Consider the following 16,917-nt stretch of genomic DNA (forward strand, 5'->3'; position numbering starts at 1 on the left):
ACGCGCGCCCGGCCCCGGTCGACGTACGCTCGTAGGAAGTCACCAGGTGCTGCGGCCCGCGGGAGCAAATACACAGGCACCCGTCGGGTCGCGCAGGCTAGGAGGTGTGCGATGAGCATTCAGCCCGATCTCGACCCCGGCACGCGGACACCGACCGCCGAACCACTGGCGCGTACCGAGTACGGCACGGTCAGCGGTACCTGGGACGGGCCGGTCGCCGTGTGGCGCAGCGTGCCCTACGCCGCCGCTGCCGCAGGCCCCGCCCGATTCGCCCCGCCCCGGCCCCCGCAGCCCTGGGACGGCACCCGTGAATGCGTCGTCTTCGGTGACATCGCGCCGCAGGCCATGGGCGCCATGGTGCCGGTCGACTCGGACCTGCAGATGGGTGAGGACTGTCTGTGGGTCAATGTGTGGTCGCCGCGCCCGGAACCCAGCGACGACGAACCGCGTCCGGTGATGGTGTGGCTGCACGGCGGTGCCTACTGCCTCGGCACCGCCGCGCAGACCATCTACGACGGGCGCAAGCTGGCCGAGGCGGGCGATGTGGTCGTCGTCTCGGTGAACTACCGGATCGGGGTGCTCGGCTTCCTCGACCTGTCCTCCTTCGGTGCGGGGTTCGCCACCAACCTCGGCTTGCGCGATCAGCTCGCGGCGCTGGCGTGGGTGCGCGACAACATCGCCGCGTTCGGCGGTGATCCGGGCAATGTCACGCTGTTCGGTGAGTCCTCGGGTGCCGGCTGCGTCACCGCGCTGCTCACCTCGCCCGCGGCGGCCGGGCTGTTCCACAAGGCCATCACCCAGAGTCCGCCCGCCACCACGGTTTTCGGGCAGGAGCGGGCCGCGGTCGTCGCCCAGCGCTATCTGGAACTGCTCGAACTCGGGCCCGGAGACACCCGGCAACTGCTCGAGCTGCCGATCGAGCGGCTGGTCGAGATCGGCGCGGTGCTGCTCGACGAGGTGCCGACCAAGGAGCCGGGTCGGCTGGCCGCGGCGCCGGTCGTCGACGGTGATCTGTTGCCCGGCTACCCGATCGACCGATTCCAGCGCGGCCGCTCGCACCGGGTGCCGCTGCTCATCGGCACCAATCGTGACGAGGCCTCGCTGTTCCGGGTGCTGCGCTCACCGATCATGCCGGTGACGCCCGACGCGGTGAACGCGATGCTCAACGATGTCGCCGCCTCGCATCCGGAGATGTCGCCCGAGCGGATCGCCGAGATCACCTCCGCCTACCCGGATCTGACGAAAACCCGTGGCGCGCTGGCCATGTCGACCGATGCCGCGTTCCGGATGCCCGCCGCCTGGGTCGCCGAGGGACACGCCCAGCACTCGCCGACCTGGATGTACCGCTTCGACTACGCCACCCCGATGTTGAAGGCAGCCCGCGTCGGCGCCGGCCACGCCACCGAATTGCCGTATGTCTTCGGCAATTTCGGCACCCTCAACCACGACCCCACCTTCTGGCTGGGCGGCCGCAAGGCCTCGGTGGCGGTCTCGGGCCGCATGCAGCGCCGCTGGCTCGCCTTCGCCGAACACGGCGTCCCCGCGGCCCTCGACGGCTCCAAACACTGGCCGCACTACCGCCCCGCCGACCGCACCACCCTGCTCATCGACACCATCGACCGCGTCGTCGACAACCCCGACGCCGACCTGCACACCGCCTGGGGCGACCAGGCCGTCGGCTTCGGCTGACCGGACATCCGGCCGACCGGGCCGCCACCGAGGATTCGGCGGCGGCCCGTGTCGAGCAGGTCAGACGTCGGTGGAGAAGCGGATGCCGCCGTCGGGGATGACGACGCCCGGCCACACGCGTGCGCCGCGGAGCAGTTCGCAGCGGGCGCCGACGTTGGCGCCGTCGCCGATGACGCCGTCGCGAACGAGGGCGCGGGGGCCGATGCGGGCGCCGAAGCCGATGATCGAGCGTTCGACGGTCGCGCCCGCTTCGACGACGGCACCGTCGAAGATCACCGCGCCGTCCAGGCGGGCGCCCGCGCCGATTTCCGCGCCGCGGCCGACCACCGTGCCGCCGATGAGCAGCGCGCCAGGCGCGACGCCGGCGCCGGGGTGGACCAGCGATTCGCCGCGCTGACCCGGCAGAGCGGGGGAGGGGGCGATGCCGCGGACCAGGTCGGCCGAGCCGCGGACGAAGTCCTCGGGGGTGCCCATGTCGCGCCAGTAGGAGGCGTCGACGTGGCCCTGTACGCGGGCGCCCTCGGCCAGCAGGGCGGGGAAGACCTCGCGCTCGACCGAGACCGGGCGACCGGACGGGATCTTCTCGATGTACTCGCGGCGGAACACGTAGCAGCCCGCGTTGATCTGGTCGGTCGGCGGGTCCTGGGTCTTCTCCAGGAACGCGGTGACCCGGCCGTCGGCGTCGGTCGGCACGCAGCCGAAGGCGCGCGGGTCGCTGACCCGGACCAGGTGCAGGGTGACATCGGCGTTGGTCGACTCGTGGGTGTCGAGGATCGCACCCAGGTCGGTGCCGCCGAGCACGTCACCGTTGAACACCATCACATTGTCGGCGCGCAGCTTGGGCAGCACGTTGCGGATGCCGCCGCCGGTGCCCAGCGGTTCGGTCTCGGTGACGTACTCGAGCTCGAGCCCCAGGTCGGCGCCGTCACCGAAGTGCTCTTCGAAGACCTCGGCCTTGAACGAGGTGCCGAGCACCACGTGGGTGATCCCGGCCTCGGCGATGCGGGCCAACAGGTGGGTCAGGAACGGCAGCCCGGCCGTCGGCAGCATCGGCTTGGGCGCCGAGAGGGTGAGCGGACGCAGCCGCGTGCCCTGTCCGCCGACGAGGATGACCGCGTCGGTGCCTGAGTTGCCTGCCATCGAGTTTTTCCCCTGTTCACAGTGACCCGGAGCGCTCAGGCTCCGGTGCGCGCTTTCTCGCGCAGCGCCGATCGAACCGCAATCCTGGAGCGAACCGCAAGTCCGGCGCGCAGCGCGCCCCGCAGCGGGGCCTGCCACCAGTGCGGATGGCGGTCGGCCTGGAACCGGTAGGCGCTCGCGTGGTGGGCGGGCAGCATGATCTCCGGGTGCTTGCCCGCGGCGTGGCCCTTGGCATGGGTGACCTCGGCGTCCGGGACGAACACATTGTGCCAGCCCGCCTTGCCCATGCGGTCGCCGAAGTCCACGTCCTCCATGTACATGAAGTAGCGCGAGTCGAAGCCGTCGATGGTGTCGAACGCGGCGCGGCGCACCAGCAGGCACGAGCCCGACAGCCAGCCGACCACCCGCTCGGAGATCTCCTCGTTCTCCTGGCGGTAGCGCACCGACCAGGGGTTCTTCGGCCAGATCGAGCCGAGGATGGCGTGTCCGGCGCCGTCGGCGAGGCCGGGGACGCGGCGGGCCGAGGGGTAGACGCTGCCGTCGGGTTCACGGACCATCGGCCCGATCGCGCCCGCGCGCGGCCAGCGCTTGGCGGCTTCGAGCATCTTGTCGATGGAGTCGACGCCCCAGCGGATGTCCGGGTTGGCCAGGATCACGAACTCGATCGAGGGGTCGATCTCGGCGACGGCCCGGTTGATCGCGCCGCCGTAGCCGATGTTGCCGCCGGTGTGCAGCAGTTCCACGTGCGAGTTCGCCTCGGCCACCAGCTCGGGCACACCGTCGGTGGACCCGTTGTCGGCCAGGATCACCTGCGGCTTCTCGCTGGTGGCGTCGGCCAGGGTGGTGATGAAGTGCTCGAGGTGCTCGCCCGGCGAATAGGTCACCGTGACGACGGCGAGGCCGGTGGGGGCAAGAGAATCGGCTGCATCGGCTGCGTTCACGACTGCGGAGCCTAGTCGGACAAGCGGCGCAGTGTGGCGGTGAGTGCGCAACGCCATGGCCGCAGCGGGGTGAGACCGGCCGCGTTCCATGCCGCGGGAGACAGGACCGAATACGCCGGGCGGGGTGCGGGTCTGGGAAAGGCGCTGGAATCGCAGGGCAGCACCCGGGCCGGATCGGCGCCGAGTTCGGTGAAAACCGCTGTGGCCAAGTCGAACCAGGTCGCGGTGCCGGAGTTGGTGGCGTGCAGTACGCGCGGGGTGGCGGGGCGGGTGCTCAGCTCGAGCAGCGCGGCGGCCAGGTCGGCGGCGCTGGTGGGGGAGCCGACCTGGTCGTCGACGACGGTGACGGTGTCGCGCTCGCGTTCCAGCCTGCGCATGGTGGCGACGAAATCCCCCTGGACACCGGCGTACACCCAGGCGGTGCGCACCACGGTGGCCGCGGGGGAGAGCTCGAGCACAGCGCGTTCACCGGCCAGCTTGGACTGGCCGTAGACCGTGGCGGGGCCGGTGGGATCGTCGGGTTCGTACGGTGTGGTGCCGGTACCGGGGAAGACGTAATCGGTGGAGACCTGGATCAACCGGGCCCCCACCGCGGCACAGGCGGCCGCGAGCACGGCCGGACCGGTGGCATTGGCGGCGAAGGCGGCGTCGGTGTCGGTCTCGGCGGCGTCCACGGCGGTGTAGGCCGCGCAGTTGATCACCACCGCACCCGGTTCCACGACCGCCGCGACGGCGGTCGGGTCGGTGATGTCGAGCTCGGCCCGGCCGAAGCCGCGCGCCCCGGGTGCCAGCCGCAGGATCTCTCGCCCCAGCAGCCCGTGCGCTCCGGTTACCATCGGGCGAGCGGGGGCGGGGAAATCGGCGTTCACGCGGCCAGTCTGGCACGCCGGAACACCTGCGGTTCGGCCCGACTGTGGTAACTGTTGGTTAGCCTGTGTTGGCCGGTATCGGCGGACGAGCCCGGGCGTTTCGAGATGGTGGGGTTTGCCGGGGGACAGTGCGGAGCCGGGCGCGGAGTTCGTCGAGAGGATGCGTGAGTGCGACAGTCGACAAGACCACCAGCGGTCAGCACGCCCGTGGGTGCCATCGGCCCGGCGAAGGTGATGCTCGCGATCTCGGCGGTCCTCGTCCTGGCCCTCACCGGATTCGCTTGGCGCAGTGTGGACAACCTGATCGCCAACATCGACCGCATCGGCGGCCTCGGCCTCGGCGGTGGCCGCGACGGCGCCGTCGACATCCTGCTGGTCGGTGTCGACAGCCGCACCGATGCCCACGGAAACCCGCTGACCAACGCCGAACGCGCGATGCTGCACGCGGGCGACGAGGTGGGCACCAACACCGACACGATCGTGCTGATCCGGGTGCCCAACGACGGCCGCTCCGCCACCGCGATCTCCATCCCGCGCGACTCCTACGTCGACATCGCGGGCCAGGGCAAGGCCAAGATCAACTCCGCCTACGGCTCCACCAAGGAGACCGAACGCTCGAAACTGCTGGCCAAGGGCAGTTCCGAGGCCGATGCCGAACGCGAGTCGACCAAGGCGGGCAGGCAGGCGCTGATCAAATCGGTGGCCGGGCTCACCGGCGTCACCGTCGACCACTACGCCGAGGTGAGCCTGCTCGGCTTCGTCCTGCTCACCGATGCCGTCGGCGGGGTCGAGGTGTGCCTGAACAACGCGGTGGACGAATGGATGTCGGGCGCGGACTTCCCGGCCGGTCAGCAGCGTCTCGACGGGCAGCAGGCGCTGAGCTTCGTGCGCCAGCGCCACGGCCTGCAACGCGGTGACATCGACCGGATCGTGCGTCAGCAGGTGTTCATGGCCCAGCTGGTCGGCCAGCTGCTCAATGCCAAGATCCTGGCCAATCCGGGCAAACTCAGCGAGATCAGCGAGGCCGTCGGGCGCACGGTCGTGCTCGACGAGGACTGGGACGTGCTGGCCTTCCTCCAGCAGCTCAAGGACCTGTCCGGCGGCCAGGTGGAATTCGACACCATCCCGGTCGCCGATCTGAACGCGATGACCTCGGCGGGGGAATCGGTGGTCAAGGTCGACCCGAAGACGGTCAAGGACTACGTCGCCGGGCTGGTCGGCGAGAAGAAGGAACCCGCGCCCGAGGAATCGAAGGTCGACCCGTCGACGGTGACCGTGAGCGTGTTCAACGCGGGCGGCACCTCGGGTCTGGCCGCCACGGTCTCCGGCGCGTTGACCAGCAAGGGTTTCATCGAGGGGATGGTCGGGAACTACACCGGAGGCAGCGTGAGTTCGAGCCGGGTGCTCGCCGCCGACCCCGACGACCCGAAGGCCGCCGCGGTGGCGAAGGCACTCGGTGGTCTCACCGTGATCGCGGATTCGTCGCTGTCGGCGGATACCGTGAGCGTGGTGCTGGCCGGCGACTACTCTGGTCCCGGCTCTGCCGCGGGCGGCCTGTTCGATTTCGAGCAGAACTCCTCGGCGACCGCGACGCCAGTACCGCCCGCCCCGCCGATCGACGCAGGCCAGAACGGACCGAAATGTGTGAATTGATCCATGCGTGAGCCGAATTCGACGCTGACCGACGCCCTCCTCGACCCGATCCTCGAACGCGACCCGGCCGGACCACGCGTCACCTGGTACGACGACGCCACCGGCGCCAGGATCGAACTGTCCGGGCTCACGTTGGCCAACTGGGCGGCCAAGACCGCCAATCTGCTCCGCGACGAGTTCGCGCTCAGCCCCGGCGCCAGGGTCGCGGTGCTGCTGCCCGCGCACTGGCAGACCGCCGCGGTGCTGCTGGGCTGCTGGTGGGCGGGCACCGAGGTGGTGCTCACCCCCGATCCCGACGCCGACCTCGCGCTGGTCACCCCCGACCGGCTCGACGACGCCGACGGCGTGAACGAGGTGGCCGTGCTGTCGCTGGACGCCATGGGCTCGCCGGTGCGCGACCTGCCGGTCGGCGTCACCGATTTCGCGAGCGCGGTGCGCGTGCACGGCGACCAGTTCCGGCCCGGCGGCTTCCGCGCCGCCATCGACGGGCTCTCGGTCGGCGAGGTACTGGCCGAGGCCCGGAAATCGGCGGCTGAGCAGGGGATCTCCACGGGCGACCGGGTGCTGTCGAGTACACCGTGGGAGACGGTGACCGAGCTGATCGATGGATACGTGGCCGTGCTGTACGCGGGGGCGTCGCTGGTGCAGGTCGTCAATCCGGATCCGGGTGCTGTCGACCATCGCGTCGCCACCGAACGGGTGACCGTGCGGCGCTGAGCGTTTCGGCACCCCCTCCTACCCAGGTATAGGTGCCGGTCCACCTCGGGCATGTGTCGCATGTCACTGCCGGTCCGTACCGTGGAGGCATCTGTCCTGCACGGCGGCACAAAGGGGTGGCGATGATTCCGCGGTACTGGTGGCGATGGTCGGCCGAGCACGGGGCGCCACGGGCGATCCTGCGATGGCAGTTGCGCCGCGGCGATCCGTTCGCCACCCTGCTCAGCGGCACCAAGGGGCTGCACGATCCCTACCCGCTCATCGACGAGCTGCGCGGGTCCGGTGGCGTGCACCGGACACCGCTGTCGTGGGTCACCTTCGACCACGCCCAGGTGCGGGCCATCCTGCGCGACAACCGGTTCGGCGTGCGGCCCGCGATCACCCAGGACGTGCCAGCGCCGTGGCGCAAGCTCGCCGAGCGGGCGGGGGTGCCGCCGAATCCGGTGGAGCCGCCCTCGATGCTGGTCATCAATCCCCCCGAGCACACCAGGATGCGCAAGCCGGTGGCCTCGGCGTTCACCCCGCGCGCCATCTCCCGGTTGCGGGACCGGGTCGAGGTGGTCACCACCGAACTGCTCGACGCCATGCCCGCGCACGGTTCGGTGGACCTGATCACCGACTACGCGGCCCAGGTGCCGATCGCGATCATCGCCGAGATGCTCGGTTTCCCCGCCGCCGACCGCGACCTGTTCCTGCGCTGGGGCGACCGGGTCACCCCGCTGCTCGACATCGGCACCTCCTGGCGCACCTACCGCGCCGCGCTGGCCGCGATCGAGTCCATGGACGACTACCTGGCCGCGCACATCGCGAAACTCCGCGAAGAACCGGGCGAGGACATCCTGTCCGCCCTGGTCGTCTCCGGTGAACTGGACCTGCCCGAGCTGCAGGCCAGCGCGAGCCTGCTGATGGGCGCCGGTTTCGAGACCACGGTCAATCTGATCGGCAACGCGATCGCCGCGCTCTCGGCCCATCCCGACCAGCTCGCCCTGGCCCAGGACGACCCCGACCTCTGGCCCGCCGTGGTGGAGGAGACGATGCGCTTCGAGGCGCCCGTGCAGACCACCGCCCGCCAGACCCTCGAAGACGTCGAGATCGACGGCGTCCGGATCTCGGCGGACAGCACGATCATCCTGTCGCTGGCCGGCGCCAACCGCGACCCCGCCGTCTTCGCCGACCCGCACCGCTTCGACATCACCCGCCCCAACGCCAAGGATCACGTGGGCTTCAGCAGCGGCATCCACGCCTGCCTCGGCGCGAGCCTGGCCAGAATGGAAGCGGTCCACGCCCTGCGCGCCCTCTACACCCGCTACCCGAACCTGCGGCTGCGCGGCGAACCCACCCGGCGAAACCTGTTCACCCTGCACGGTTTCGAGCACATGCCCGTCGACCTCGGCCCGGTCGCCCGGGCCGACGCACCAGACGACCTGGCCGGGGCCGCCCGCCGAGGGTGAGCGCTATGCCCCTGCGCGCCAACGGTATCGGGTCTTGGGGCGCCCGGCCCGACCGTAATCCGCACGGCGCTCGGCCAATCCGTCATCGGCGAGTTTCTCCAGGTAGCGCCAGGCGGTGATGCGGGAGACGCCGACGACCGCGGCGGCGTCGGTCGCGGTGATGCCGGTTTCGGCCGAGCGCACCGCGCGCGAGACCTCCTCGAGGGTGTGCTGCACAACGCCTTTCGGCGCACCGGCGCGCTGATCGGCGGTGCGCAGGGCGCCGAGCGCGCGGTCGATGTCGTACTGCGACAGCGCCGCCTCGCCCGCGGGCAGCGCGGTGTCGAAATCGCGGTAGCGCTCGAGCTTCTCGCGGAACGCGGCGAAGGTGAACGGCTTGAGCAGATAGAGCACCACGCCGTGCGCGACCGCGCTGCGCACCATGTTCAGTTCGCGGGCCGAGGTGATCGCGATGACATCGGGGCGCGGTTCGAGCCCGTTGAGCGCGGCGGCCACCTCGAGCCCGCTGATGTCGGGCAGCCCGATGTCCATCAGCACCAGGTGGAACGGATTCCCGTCGGCGATCGCCTCCGCGGCCTTGGCGAGCGCGTCGCGCCCACTGTGCGCGAGCCCGCCGGTGACGAAGCCGTCGAGCCTTTCGAGGTAGGCCCGGTGTGCCTGGGCGATCAACGGTTCGTCCTCGACGATCAGGACGCGGATCATGGGGTCTCCCTCAGCGGAATGCGAACGATGACCGCGCTGTGTGGTGCGGCCGTGGTGGTGATGACACCGCCGTGTCGATCGACGAGGCGGTGTACGAGAGCCAGGCCGAGTCCGGCGTGGTCGGATTTGGTGGTGTAGCCGCGTTCGGCGGCGCGCCCGAACATCTGGGCCGACATTCCGGGGCCGCTGTCGGCCACGCGGACCAGCAGGTCGCCGTCACGGTGCTGCACCGATACCTCCACCCGCTTCTCGACCGTCCCGGCGGCGGCGTCGATCGCATTGTCGACCAGGTTGCCCACCAGGGTGACCGTTTCGTGCGCCGAGAGCGGATCGGTGGAGTCCAGCGCGGTGTCCTCGCTGATGGCCAGCGTCACCCCGCGCTCGGCGGCCTGGTCGACCTTGCCCAGCAGCAGCGCGGCCAGCGCCGCGTCGCCCACGGCGGCCAGCAACCGGTCGATCAGCACCTGGGACAGCTTCAGTTCGGCGGTCGCGAACGCCACGGCCTCCTCGGGCCTGCCCAGCTCGACCATCGTGACGACGGTGTGCAGCCGGTTGGCGGCCTCGTGCGCCTGCGAGCGCAGCGACTCGGCGAAGCTGCGCACCGAGTCGAGCTCGCCGAGCACCGCGCGCAGTTCGGTCTGGTCGCGGATGGTGAGCACGGTGCCGATGGCCCTGCCCTCCCAGCTCACCACGTCCTGGTTGACCAGCAGGATCCGGTCGGTGGTCACGTGGGTCTCGTCGCGCACCACGCCCCAGCGCATCTGCTGCAGCGAGACGGGCAGGTCGGTGCGGCGCACCGGACCGTCGGGCAGGTCGAGCAGGGTGCGGGCCTGATCGTTGACCACCTCCGCGGGCCCGGCACCGGCGCCGAACACCACCAGGCCCTCGTGTATCGAGTGCAGCACCGCGTCGTGGTGCTCGTAGAGCGCGCGCAGTTCGTCGGGGGCGAGGCCGTGGGTCTGGCGGCGCAGCCTGCGGCTGATCAGGAACGCCGACAGCGCGGCGAGTGCGAGGCCACCGGCCGAGACGCCGAGGATCAGCGGGATCTGGGAGGCGACCTGGGTGCCGATCTTGTCGCGGGTGACCCCGGCCGAGACCAGCGCGACCACCTCGCCGCCGTCGAAGACCGGGGTGACCGCGCGGATCGAGGGCCCGAGCGTGCCGGTGAAGGTCTCGGTGAAGGTGCGCCCCTCGAGCGCCTCGTCGATGCTGCCGACGAACGGCTGGCCGATCAGGTCGGGGTTGGTGTGGGTGTAGCGGGTGCGGTCGGTGGCCATCACGACGATGAAATCCATGCCGGTGTCGGCGCGGATGCGTTCGGTGGTCGGTTGCAACAGGCCGCTGGGGTACGGGGAGTTCACCGCGGCCAGCGTCGACGGCGCCCGCGCCACCGTGAGCGCCACGTCGCGGACCTGCAGTTCGGTCGCCACATCGTGGTCGCGGCGGGTGTCGTACACCGCGAGCACGGTCCCGGTGCCGATCATCAGCGCCAGCACCACCAGTTGCCAGACGAAGGCCTGTCCGGCGAGCGACAGTCGTCCTCGTCGCATGTTGCCCTCCGACCCGAAATCTGAACCTTATGCACCAAATGTGATAGGCATCACAGTGATTGCGCATGCTCTCCGGCATGGACACAACCACTCCACCGCGAAAACGCGACCATACCCACTGGCTGTACATCGCGGTGATCTTCGCGGTCCTCGCGGGCGTCCTGGTCGGTCGACTTGCACCGGGGTTCGGTCAGTCGCTGGCCCCGTTGGGCACCCTTTTCGTGAACCTGATCAAGATGATGATCGCACCCGTGATCTTCTGCACCATCGTGCTGGGGATCGGTTCGGTGCGCGCGGCCACCACCGTCGGCAAGGTCGGCGGGCTGGCCATCGGGTACTTCCTGGCGATGTCGACGATCGCGCTCGGCATCGGCCTTGTCGTCGGCAACCTGATCGATCCCGGCTCCGGGCTCGACATCGGCAACACCGGCGCGGGCGCCCAGTACGCCGAGCAGGCGCACGGCGCGGGCGGCACCTGGGACTTCATCCAGGACATCGTGCCGACCACCCTGGTGTCCTCGCTGACCGCGGGCAGCGTGCTGCAGGCGCTGTTCGTCGCGCTGCTGGTCGGCTTCGCCGTGCAGGCCATGGGCGACGCGGGCGCGCCGATCCTGCGAGCGGTCGCGCTCGGTCAGAAGCTGGTGTTCCGGATCCTGTCGATGATCCTGTGGCTGGCCCCGATCGGCGCGTTCGGCGCCATCGCCAATGTGGTCGCGCGCACCGGCTGGTCGGCGGTGGTGCAGCTGGCCACGCTGATGATCGCGTTCTACCTGACCTGCCTGGTCTTCGTCTTCGGCGTGCTCGGGGTGATCCTGCGCGTGGTCTCGGGTGTCTCGATCCTCAAGCTGTGCCGGTATCTGGCGCGCGAGTACCTGCTGATCGTGGCGACCTCGTCCTCGGAATCGGCCCTGCCGCGCCTGGTCGCCAAGATGGAACACGCGGGCGTCGAGCGCACGACGGTGGGTGTCGTTGTGCCGACCGGGTATTCGTTCAATCTCGACGGCACCGCCATCTATTTGACGATGGCCTCGATCTTCATCGCCGACGCGCTCGGCACGCCGCTGAGCCTCGGTGAGCAGATCGGGTTGCTGCTGTTCATGATCATCGCGTCCAAGGGCGCGGCGGGCGTCACCGGTGCCGGACTGGCCACCCTTGCCGGTGGCCTGCAGAGTCATCGGCCCGAACTGCTCGACGGCGTGGGCTTGATCGTCGGCATCGACCGGTTCATGTCCGAAGCCCGTGCGCTGACGAACTTCTCGGGCAATGCGGTGGCCACACTGCTCATCGGCACCTGGACCAAGACCGTCGACGCCGACCGGGCCCGTCGCGTCCTCGACCGCGAACTGCCCTTCGACGAGGAGACGATGGTCGACGATCATCCGGTCGAGGAACCGGTCACGTTGTCGAAAACCGTCGCGGCGCGGTGAGGCGGCCGAGGGCCCCGCGGTGTTCGACCGCGGGGCCCTCGGAATTCCTCGGTCAACTCAGGCGGTGACGGGGTTCGGCTCGATGGTCGTCGGCCTGTCGGTGGCGACGGTGCGGCGCTCGAGCAGCAGGAGCACGCCGGTCAGGGCGACCAGGGCCGCGGTGAAGCCGTGCACGCCGAATGCGGCGGCGGTCGACCCGTGCCAGCTCAGGACCGTGATCATGTCGCCCAGCGGGATGAGCGCGATCACCAGCGTGACGATGCCGAGGGCGAAGCGCTGCCGGGCGGCCAGTAGGGCGATGAGCAGCAGGCCGCTGACGGTGTCGCGAACGCCCTTGAGGTTCAGGAATGCGGCCGCGTCGCCGTCGGGCCAGGCGGGCAGGCCGAAGCCGGAGGCCGTGGTCACCGGTGCGATGAGGTAGCTCAGGCCGACGTAGATGATGAAGAGCGCGCCGATGAGCGAGAGGGCGGTGGCGATGCGCTGAGTGGTCACGGTGACTCCCGAAGGTTGCTATGAAATCTAGCGTTGCTAGGTGATGCGAGAACGATAGCGCGGGGGCTGCCACTTGTCTAGCGCTGCTAGAATTTCGAGCATGAGTACGCAGCAGCGCAAGGAACGCGAACGGGCCGAACGACGCCAGCGCATCGTCGATGCGGCCCGGGAGCTGGCCGAGACCCAGGGCTGGGAGGCGGTCACCATCCGCAAGCTGGCCGAGCGCATCGAGTACAGCCAGCCGGTGCTCTACAGCCATTTCGCGGGCAAGGCGGCCATCGTCGGCGCGGTCGCCGAGCAGGGCAGCGCCGATCTGGCCGTGGTGCTGGCCCGCGCCGCCGAGCTCGCGACCACCCGCGCGGAGCGCATCGAGAACATCGCCACCGCCTACCTCGACTTCGCCACCGAGAACCCGGCCCGCTACGACGCGATGTTCCTGCTCGACACCGACCTGAACTTCGGCCCCGACGCCCCCCAGGCCCTGCGTGACGCCTTCGCCGGTCTCGCGGCGATGTTCCGCTACGAGGCCGAGGGCGACGAACTCGGCGCCCGCACCGAAACCGCATGGAGCGCGCTGCACGGCTTGGCCACCCTGGAACGCAACGGCCGGTTGCGCCCGGAATTGCGCAGGCGGCGGATCGAACTGCTGGTGGCGGCGCTCGGCGCGCCGCGTAGGTTGGAGGCGACGACGCAGGTCGCCCCGGCGGCCGAGGGCGAAGGGACGACGGATGGCTGAGGTCGTAGTGGTCGGGTCCGGGCCGAACGGCTTGGCCGCGGCGGTGATCGCGGCGCGCGCCGGACTCTCGGTGCGGGTGCTAGAGGCGCAGGAGCAGCCGGGTGGCGGGTCGCGCACGGCCGAGCTCACCCTGCCGGGCTTCCATCACGACGTGTGCGCGGGCGCGCATCCGATGGCGTTGGCGTCGCCGTTCTTTCGGGCCTTCGACCTGGCGGCGCACGGCGTCGACCTGCTCACGCCCACAGTCTCCTACGCGCATCCGCTCGACGGCGGGATCGCCGGACTGGCCTGGCGCAAGCTCGAGTCGACCGTCGCCGACCTCGGCCGTGACGGCGCGACCTGGCGTGCGCTGTTCGGCCCCTTGGTCGAACACTGGCCCGCGGTGGTCGACCTCGCCATGTCGGATCTGCGCCGCCCGCCGCTGCGCGTGCCGACCCTGCCCACCGCCGTCCGGTTCGGCCTGCGCCTGCTCGAACAGGGATCGCCCCTGTGGAACAACCGTTTTCGCGAGCCCGTCGCTCCCGCGATGCTGACCGGCGTGGCCGCCCACGCGATCACCCAACCGCGCGCCCTGCCCGCCGTCGGCGCGGCCCTGCTGCTCGGCACCCTCGCGCACGCGGGCGGCTGGGTGATCCCGCGCGGGGGGAGCCAGGCGATTCCGAACGCGCTCATCGCCGAGCTCGAACGCCTCGGTGGCGAGGTGGTCACCGGGCATCGCGTCGACGATTTCGCCGAACTCGCCACCGCCCGCGCCGTCCTGTTCGACACCTCACCCGCCGAACTCCTGCGCATCGCCGGCGACCGGCTGCCCGAGCGCTACCGCAATGGCCTCGGCCGATTCCGCTACGGCGGGGCCGCCTGCAAGGTCGATTTCGCGCTGTCGGGTCCGGTGCCGTGGACCGCGCCCGGCAGCGACCTCGCCGGCACCCTGCACCTGATCGGCAGCCGCGAGGAAGCGATGGCCGCCGAACGTCGGGTCGCCGCGGGCGAATTCGCCGAGCGGCCGTATGTGCTCGCCATCCAGCCGGGCGTCGTCGACACGACGCGAGCGCCCGAGGGCAAGCACACCTTCTACACCTACGCCCACGTGCCCAACGGTTCCGACCGCGACATCAGCGAGGCGGTGATCGCCCAGGTCGAACGCTTCGCCCCCGGCTTCCGCGACCTGATCCTCGCGAAACACGTGACGCCCGCGGCCTTCATGCCGAACCACAATGCCAACTACATCGGCGGCGACATCTCCGCGGGCGCGATGACCCTGCGCCAGACCGCCTTCCGCCCGCTGGCCCGCTGGAATCCCTACGCCACCCCGATTCCCGGCACCTACCTGTGCTCGTCCTCGACCCCACCCGGCCCCGGCGTGCACGGCATGCCCGGCCTGCACGCCGCCCACCACGTCCTGCGCACCCGCTTCGGCATCGTCACCGACCCACTGGACCTCCTGCGCGGCGCCGCGCCCGCCTACCACTAGGTGGCGTTGTCCCGCACCACGTCCGGTTCGAGGTAGACCGTGCAGGAGTTGGGGGCGGCGGCGCGGATGCGGGCGTCGGCGGCGTCGATGGCCTCGCCGACCTCGGCGATGTCGAGGCCGGGGCGCATCGCGATCTTCGCGTTGACCAGCAGGTCCTCGGGGCCGAGGTACTGGGTCTGGATGCGGATCACGCGCACGATGCGGGGGTCGGTGAGCAGGGCGGCGCGAATCGCGGTGTCCTCCTTGGCCGTCGCGCCCTCGCCGATCAGCAGGCTCTTGGTCTCGATGATCAGCACGATGGCGTTCACTCCGAGCAGCAGGCCGATGAGCAGGGTGCCGATGCCGTCCCAGACCGCGTTGCCGGTGAGCACCGTCAGGCTCACGCCGCCGAGCGCGAACACCAGGCCGGTGAGCGCGCCCGCGTCCTCGAGCAGCACCACCGGCAGTTCGGGATTACGGGTGTTGCGGATGAAATGCCACCAGGAATGCTTGCCCTTCAGCGGCGCCGACTGCTTGCGCGCGGTGCGAAAACTGGCCGCCTCCAGCACCATCGACACCCCGAGGATGGCGAAGGCGACCGCGGGGGAGGAGATCTCCTCGGGGAAACGGATCTTGTGGATCGCCTCGTTCACCGCGAACAGGCAGCCCATCGTGAACAGCACCAGCGCCACGACGAAGGAGTAGAAGTAGCGATTGCGCGAGTACCCGAACGGATGCAGCGTGTCCGGCCGGTGCTCGGCGCCCTTGCGCCCGACCAGCAGCAGCGCCTCGTTACCGGTGTCGGCCACCGAGTGCACCGCCTCGGCCAGCATCGACGACGAACCGGTGATGAACGCGCCGATGAACTTCGCGACCATGATGCCCGCGTTCGCCCCGAGCGCGGCGAGGATCGCGATCCTGCTGTCTCCACCTTCGGCGGCCATACCCGGGGACGCTACCGCCAGGATCGGGCCCGCAGTCGACCCGCGCATCGTGTCGCCTGCACCGTTCTCGGCCCGCCCGGCTCTGGACTGAGTGGAGGGTGCGACGAAGGAGTGCCCGGAGGGAGGGAAGAGTCGGGGAACAGGGCCGAGAACCGCGGCGCCAGCCGCTATGTCACTGTTCGGTACAGGTCCGGCTCGAGGTAGATCAATCGCGCGGTCGGGACAGCGGTCCGCACCCGGATCTCCGCGGCGTCGATGGCTTCCGCGATCTCGGCGATGTCGAGGTTCGGCGCGATCGCGACCTTGGCCGCGACCAGCATCTCCTCCGGGCCGATGTATTCGGACTTGAGGTGGATCACCGAGGTGATCCGGGTGCCGTCGGTCAGGTTCTCGCGAATCGCGCGATCCTGCTCCGCAGTGGCACTCTCGCCGATGAGCAGGCTCTTCATCTCCACGATCAGCACGACCGCGATCACGCCGAGCAGCAGGCCGATGGCCAGGGTGCCGATGCCGTCGTAGACGGGGTCGCCGGTGATCATGGTCAGCCCGATCGCGGTGAAGGCGAACATCAGGCCGATCAGCGCGCCGGTGTCCTCGAGCAGCACCACCGGCAGCTCCGGGCTGCGCGAGTTGCGGATGAACCGCCACCAGCTCGCATCGCCCTTGAGCGGGCGGGATTCGCGGGCGGCGGTCAGGAAGCTGAACGTCTCCAGGCCGATCGCGATGCCGAGGATGATGATCGCCACGATCGGCATGCTCAGCTCTTCGGGATGGCGGATCTTGTGGATGCCCTCGTAGATCGCGTACACCGAACCGAGGGTGAACAGCACCAGCGCGACGACGAAGGAATAGAAGTAGCGATTGCGCCCGTACCCGAACTGGTGCAGCTCGTCGGCGTCCTTGGCGGCGGCGCGCTGCCCGAGCAGCAGCAGACCCTGGTTGGCGGTGTCGGCGACCGAGTGCACCGCCTCGGCCAGCATCGAGGCCGATCCGGTGATCGCCGCACCGACGAACTTCGACACCGCGATCCCCGCGTTGGCCGTCAACGCGGCGATGATCGCCTTCTTGCCACCACCAGCCGACATCTCGGCCCGCCCTTCTGCTCCACTGGGACACACTCGTGCCGCAACAGCCTAGGCCGGGCGATGCGAAAGTT

Annotated in this window: 15 protein-coding genes; 7 read left to right on the forward strand and 8 right to left on the reverse strand. The window is 70.2% G+C overall.

Annotated elements, in window-relative coordinates:
- The first annotated feature begins 111 nt into the window (after positions 1 to 111).
- Entirely contained in the window at positions 112 to 1,689 is a 1,578-nt protein-coding gene (locus ACFVVM_RS33750) for a carboxylesterase/lipase family protein (RefSeq protein WP_387626640.1), read from the forward strand.
- A gap of 60 nt (positions 1,690 to 1,749) precedes the next feature.
- Here the strand turns inward: ACFVVM_RS33750 and ACFVVM_RS33755 are convergent, their stop codons facing one another.
- The 3 genes from ACFVVM_RS33755 to rfbD are packed head-to-tail and all read right to left on the reverse strand — an operon-like array spanning position 1,750 to position 4,606.
- On the reverse strand, positions 1,750 to 2,829 hold the full coding sequence (locus tag ACFVVM_RS33755) for a sugar phosphate nucleotidyltransferase (protein WP_387626642.1): 1,080 nt from the start codon (positions 2,827 to 2,829) through the stop codon (positions 1,750 to 1,752).
- Positions 2,830 to 2,864: 35 nt separating this feature from the next.
- Positions 2,865 to 3,770, reverse strand: coding sequence for a glycosyltransferase family 2 protein (locus ACFVVM_RS33760; protein ID WP_387626644.1), 906 nt, complete (start codon positions 3,768 to 3,770; stop codon positions 2,865 to 2,867).
- Between the two features lie 11 nt (positions 3,771 to 3,781).
- Positions 3,782 to 4,606 (reverse strand): dTDP-4-dehydrorhamnose reductase, encoded by an 825-nt coding sequence (rfbD, locus tag ACFVVM_RS33765; RefSeq protein WP_387626694.1) that lies wholly within the window; start codon positions 4,604 to 4,606, stop codon positions 3,782 to 3,784.
- A 267-nt stretch (positions 4,607 to 4,873) separates the two neighbouring features.
- Between rfbD and ACFVVM_RS33770 the strand changes: the two genes are divergently transcribed.
- The 3 genes from ACFVVM_RS33770 to ACFVVM_RS33780 all read left to right on the forward strand — a co-directional run bounded on the left by ACFVVM_RS33770 (position 4,874) and on the right by ACFVVM_RS33780 (position 8,460).
- Positions 4,874 to 6,292, forward strand: a complete 1,419-nt coding sequence (locus ACFVVM_RS33770) for an LCP family protein (protein WP_387626696.1) — start codon at positions 4,874 to 4,876, stop codon at positions 6,290 to 6,292.
- A gap of 3 nt (positions 6,293 to 6,295) precedes the next feature.
- Positions 6,296 to 7,009, forward strand: coding sequence for a TIGR03089 family protein (locus ACFVVM_RS33775; protein WP_387626646.1), 714 nt, complete (start codon positions 6,296 to 6,298; stop codon positions 7,007 to 7,009).
- Positions 7,010 to 7,131: 122 nt separating this feature from the next.
- The gene (locus tag ACFVVM_RS33780; RefSeq protein ID WP_387626648.1) at positions 7,132 to 8,460 is read left to right on the forward strand and encodes a cytochrome P450; all 1,329 of its coding nucleotides are present in this window, start codon (positions 7,132 to 7,134) and stop codon (positions 8,458 to 8,460) included.
- Positions 8,461 to 8,463: 3 nt separating this feature from the next.
- Here the strand turns inward: ACFVVM_RS33780 and ACFVVM_RS33785 are convergent, their stop codons facing one another.
- On the reverse strand, positions 8,464 to 9,162 hold the full coding sequence (locus ACFVVM_RS33785; RefSeq protein WP_387626650.1) for a response regulator: 699 nt from the start codon (positions 9,160 to 9,162) through the stop codon (positions 8,464 to 8,466).
- The gene (locus ACFVVM_RS33790; protein ID WP_387626652.1) at positions 9,159 to 10,712 is read right to left on the reverse strand and encodes an ATP-binding protein; all 1,554 of its coding nucleotides are present in this window, start codon (positions 10,710 to 10,712) and stop codon (positions 9,159 to 9,161) included. The genes ACFVVM_RS33785 and ACFVVM_RS33790 overlap by 4 nt, the downstream gene beginning before the upstream one ends.
- 77 nt (positions 10,713 to 10,789) lie before the next feature.
- On the opposite strand from ACFVVM_RS33790, the gene ACFVVM_RS33795 reads away from it, so the two are divergent.
- On the forward strand, positions 10,790 to 12,139 hold the full coding sequence (locus ACFVVM_RS33795) for a cation:dicarboxylate symporter family transporter (RefSeq protein ID WP_387626654.1): 1,350 nt from the start codon (positions 10,790 to 10,792) through the stop codon (positions 12,137 to 12,139).
- Between the two features lie 57 nt (positions 12,140 to 12,196).
- Here ACFVVM_RS33795 and ACFVVM_RS33800 read toward each other — a convergent pair whose 3' ends face one another.
- On the reverse strand, positions 12,197 to 12,631 hold the full coding sequence (locus ACFVVM_RS33800; RefSeq protein WP_387626656.1) for a DUF4267 domain-containing protein: 435 nt from the start codon (positions 12,629 to 12,631) through the stop codon (positions 12,197 to 12,199).
- Positions 12,632 to 12,731: 100 nt separating this feature from the next.
- Between ACFVVM_RS33800 and ACFVVM_RS33805 the strand changes: the two genes are divergently transcribed.
- Positions 12,732 to 13,367, forward strand: coding sequence for a TetR/AcrR family transcriptional regulator (locus tag ACFVVM_RS33805; RefSeq protein ID WP_387626658.1), 636 nt, complete (start codon positions 12,732 to 12,734; stop codon positions 13,365 to 13,367).
- Positions 13,360 to 14,838, forward strand: coding sequence for a phytoene desaturase family protein (locus ACFVVM_RS33810; RefSeq protein WP_387626660.1), 1,479 nt, complete (start codon positions 13,360 to 13,362; stop codon positions 14,836 to 14,838). The genes ACFVVM_RS33805 and ACFVVM_RS33810 overlap by 8 nt, the downstream gene beginning before the upstream one ends.
- Here ACFVVM_RS33810 and ACFVVM_RS33815 read toward each other — a convergent pair.
- Positions 14,835 to 15,761 carry a cation diffusion facilitator family transporter gene (locus ACFVVM_RS33815; RefSeq protein WP_387626662.1) on the reverse strand — a complete coding sequence of 309 codons (927 nt, stop codon included), beginning with the start codon at positions 15,759 to 15,761 and terminating at the stop codon, positions 14,835 to 14,837. The two genes, ACFVVM_RS33810 and ACFVVM_RS33815, sit on opposite strands and share 4 nt — an antisense overlap.
- A gap of 167 nt (positions 15,762 to 15,928) precedes the next feature.
- The gene (locus ACFVVM_RS33820) at positions 15,929 to 16,846 is read right to left on the reverse strand and encodes a cation diffusion facilitator family transporter (RefSeq protein ID WP_387626664.1); all 918 of its coding nucleotides are present in this window, start codon (positions 16,844 to 16,846) and stop codon (positions 15,929 to 15,931) included.
- Positions 16,847 to 16,917: the final 71 nt, after the last annotated feature.

Origin of the sequence: Nocardia sp. NPDC058176 (genome assembly GCF_042883805.1) — a bacterium.
GTDB lineage: Bacteria > Actinomycetota > Actinomycetes > Mycobacteriales > Mycobacteriaceae > Nocardia.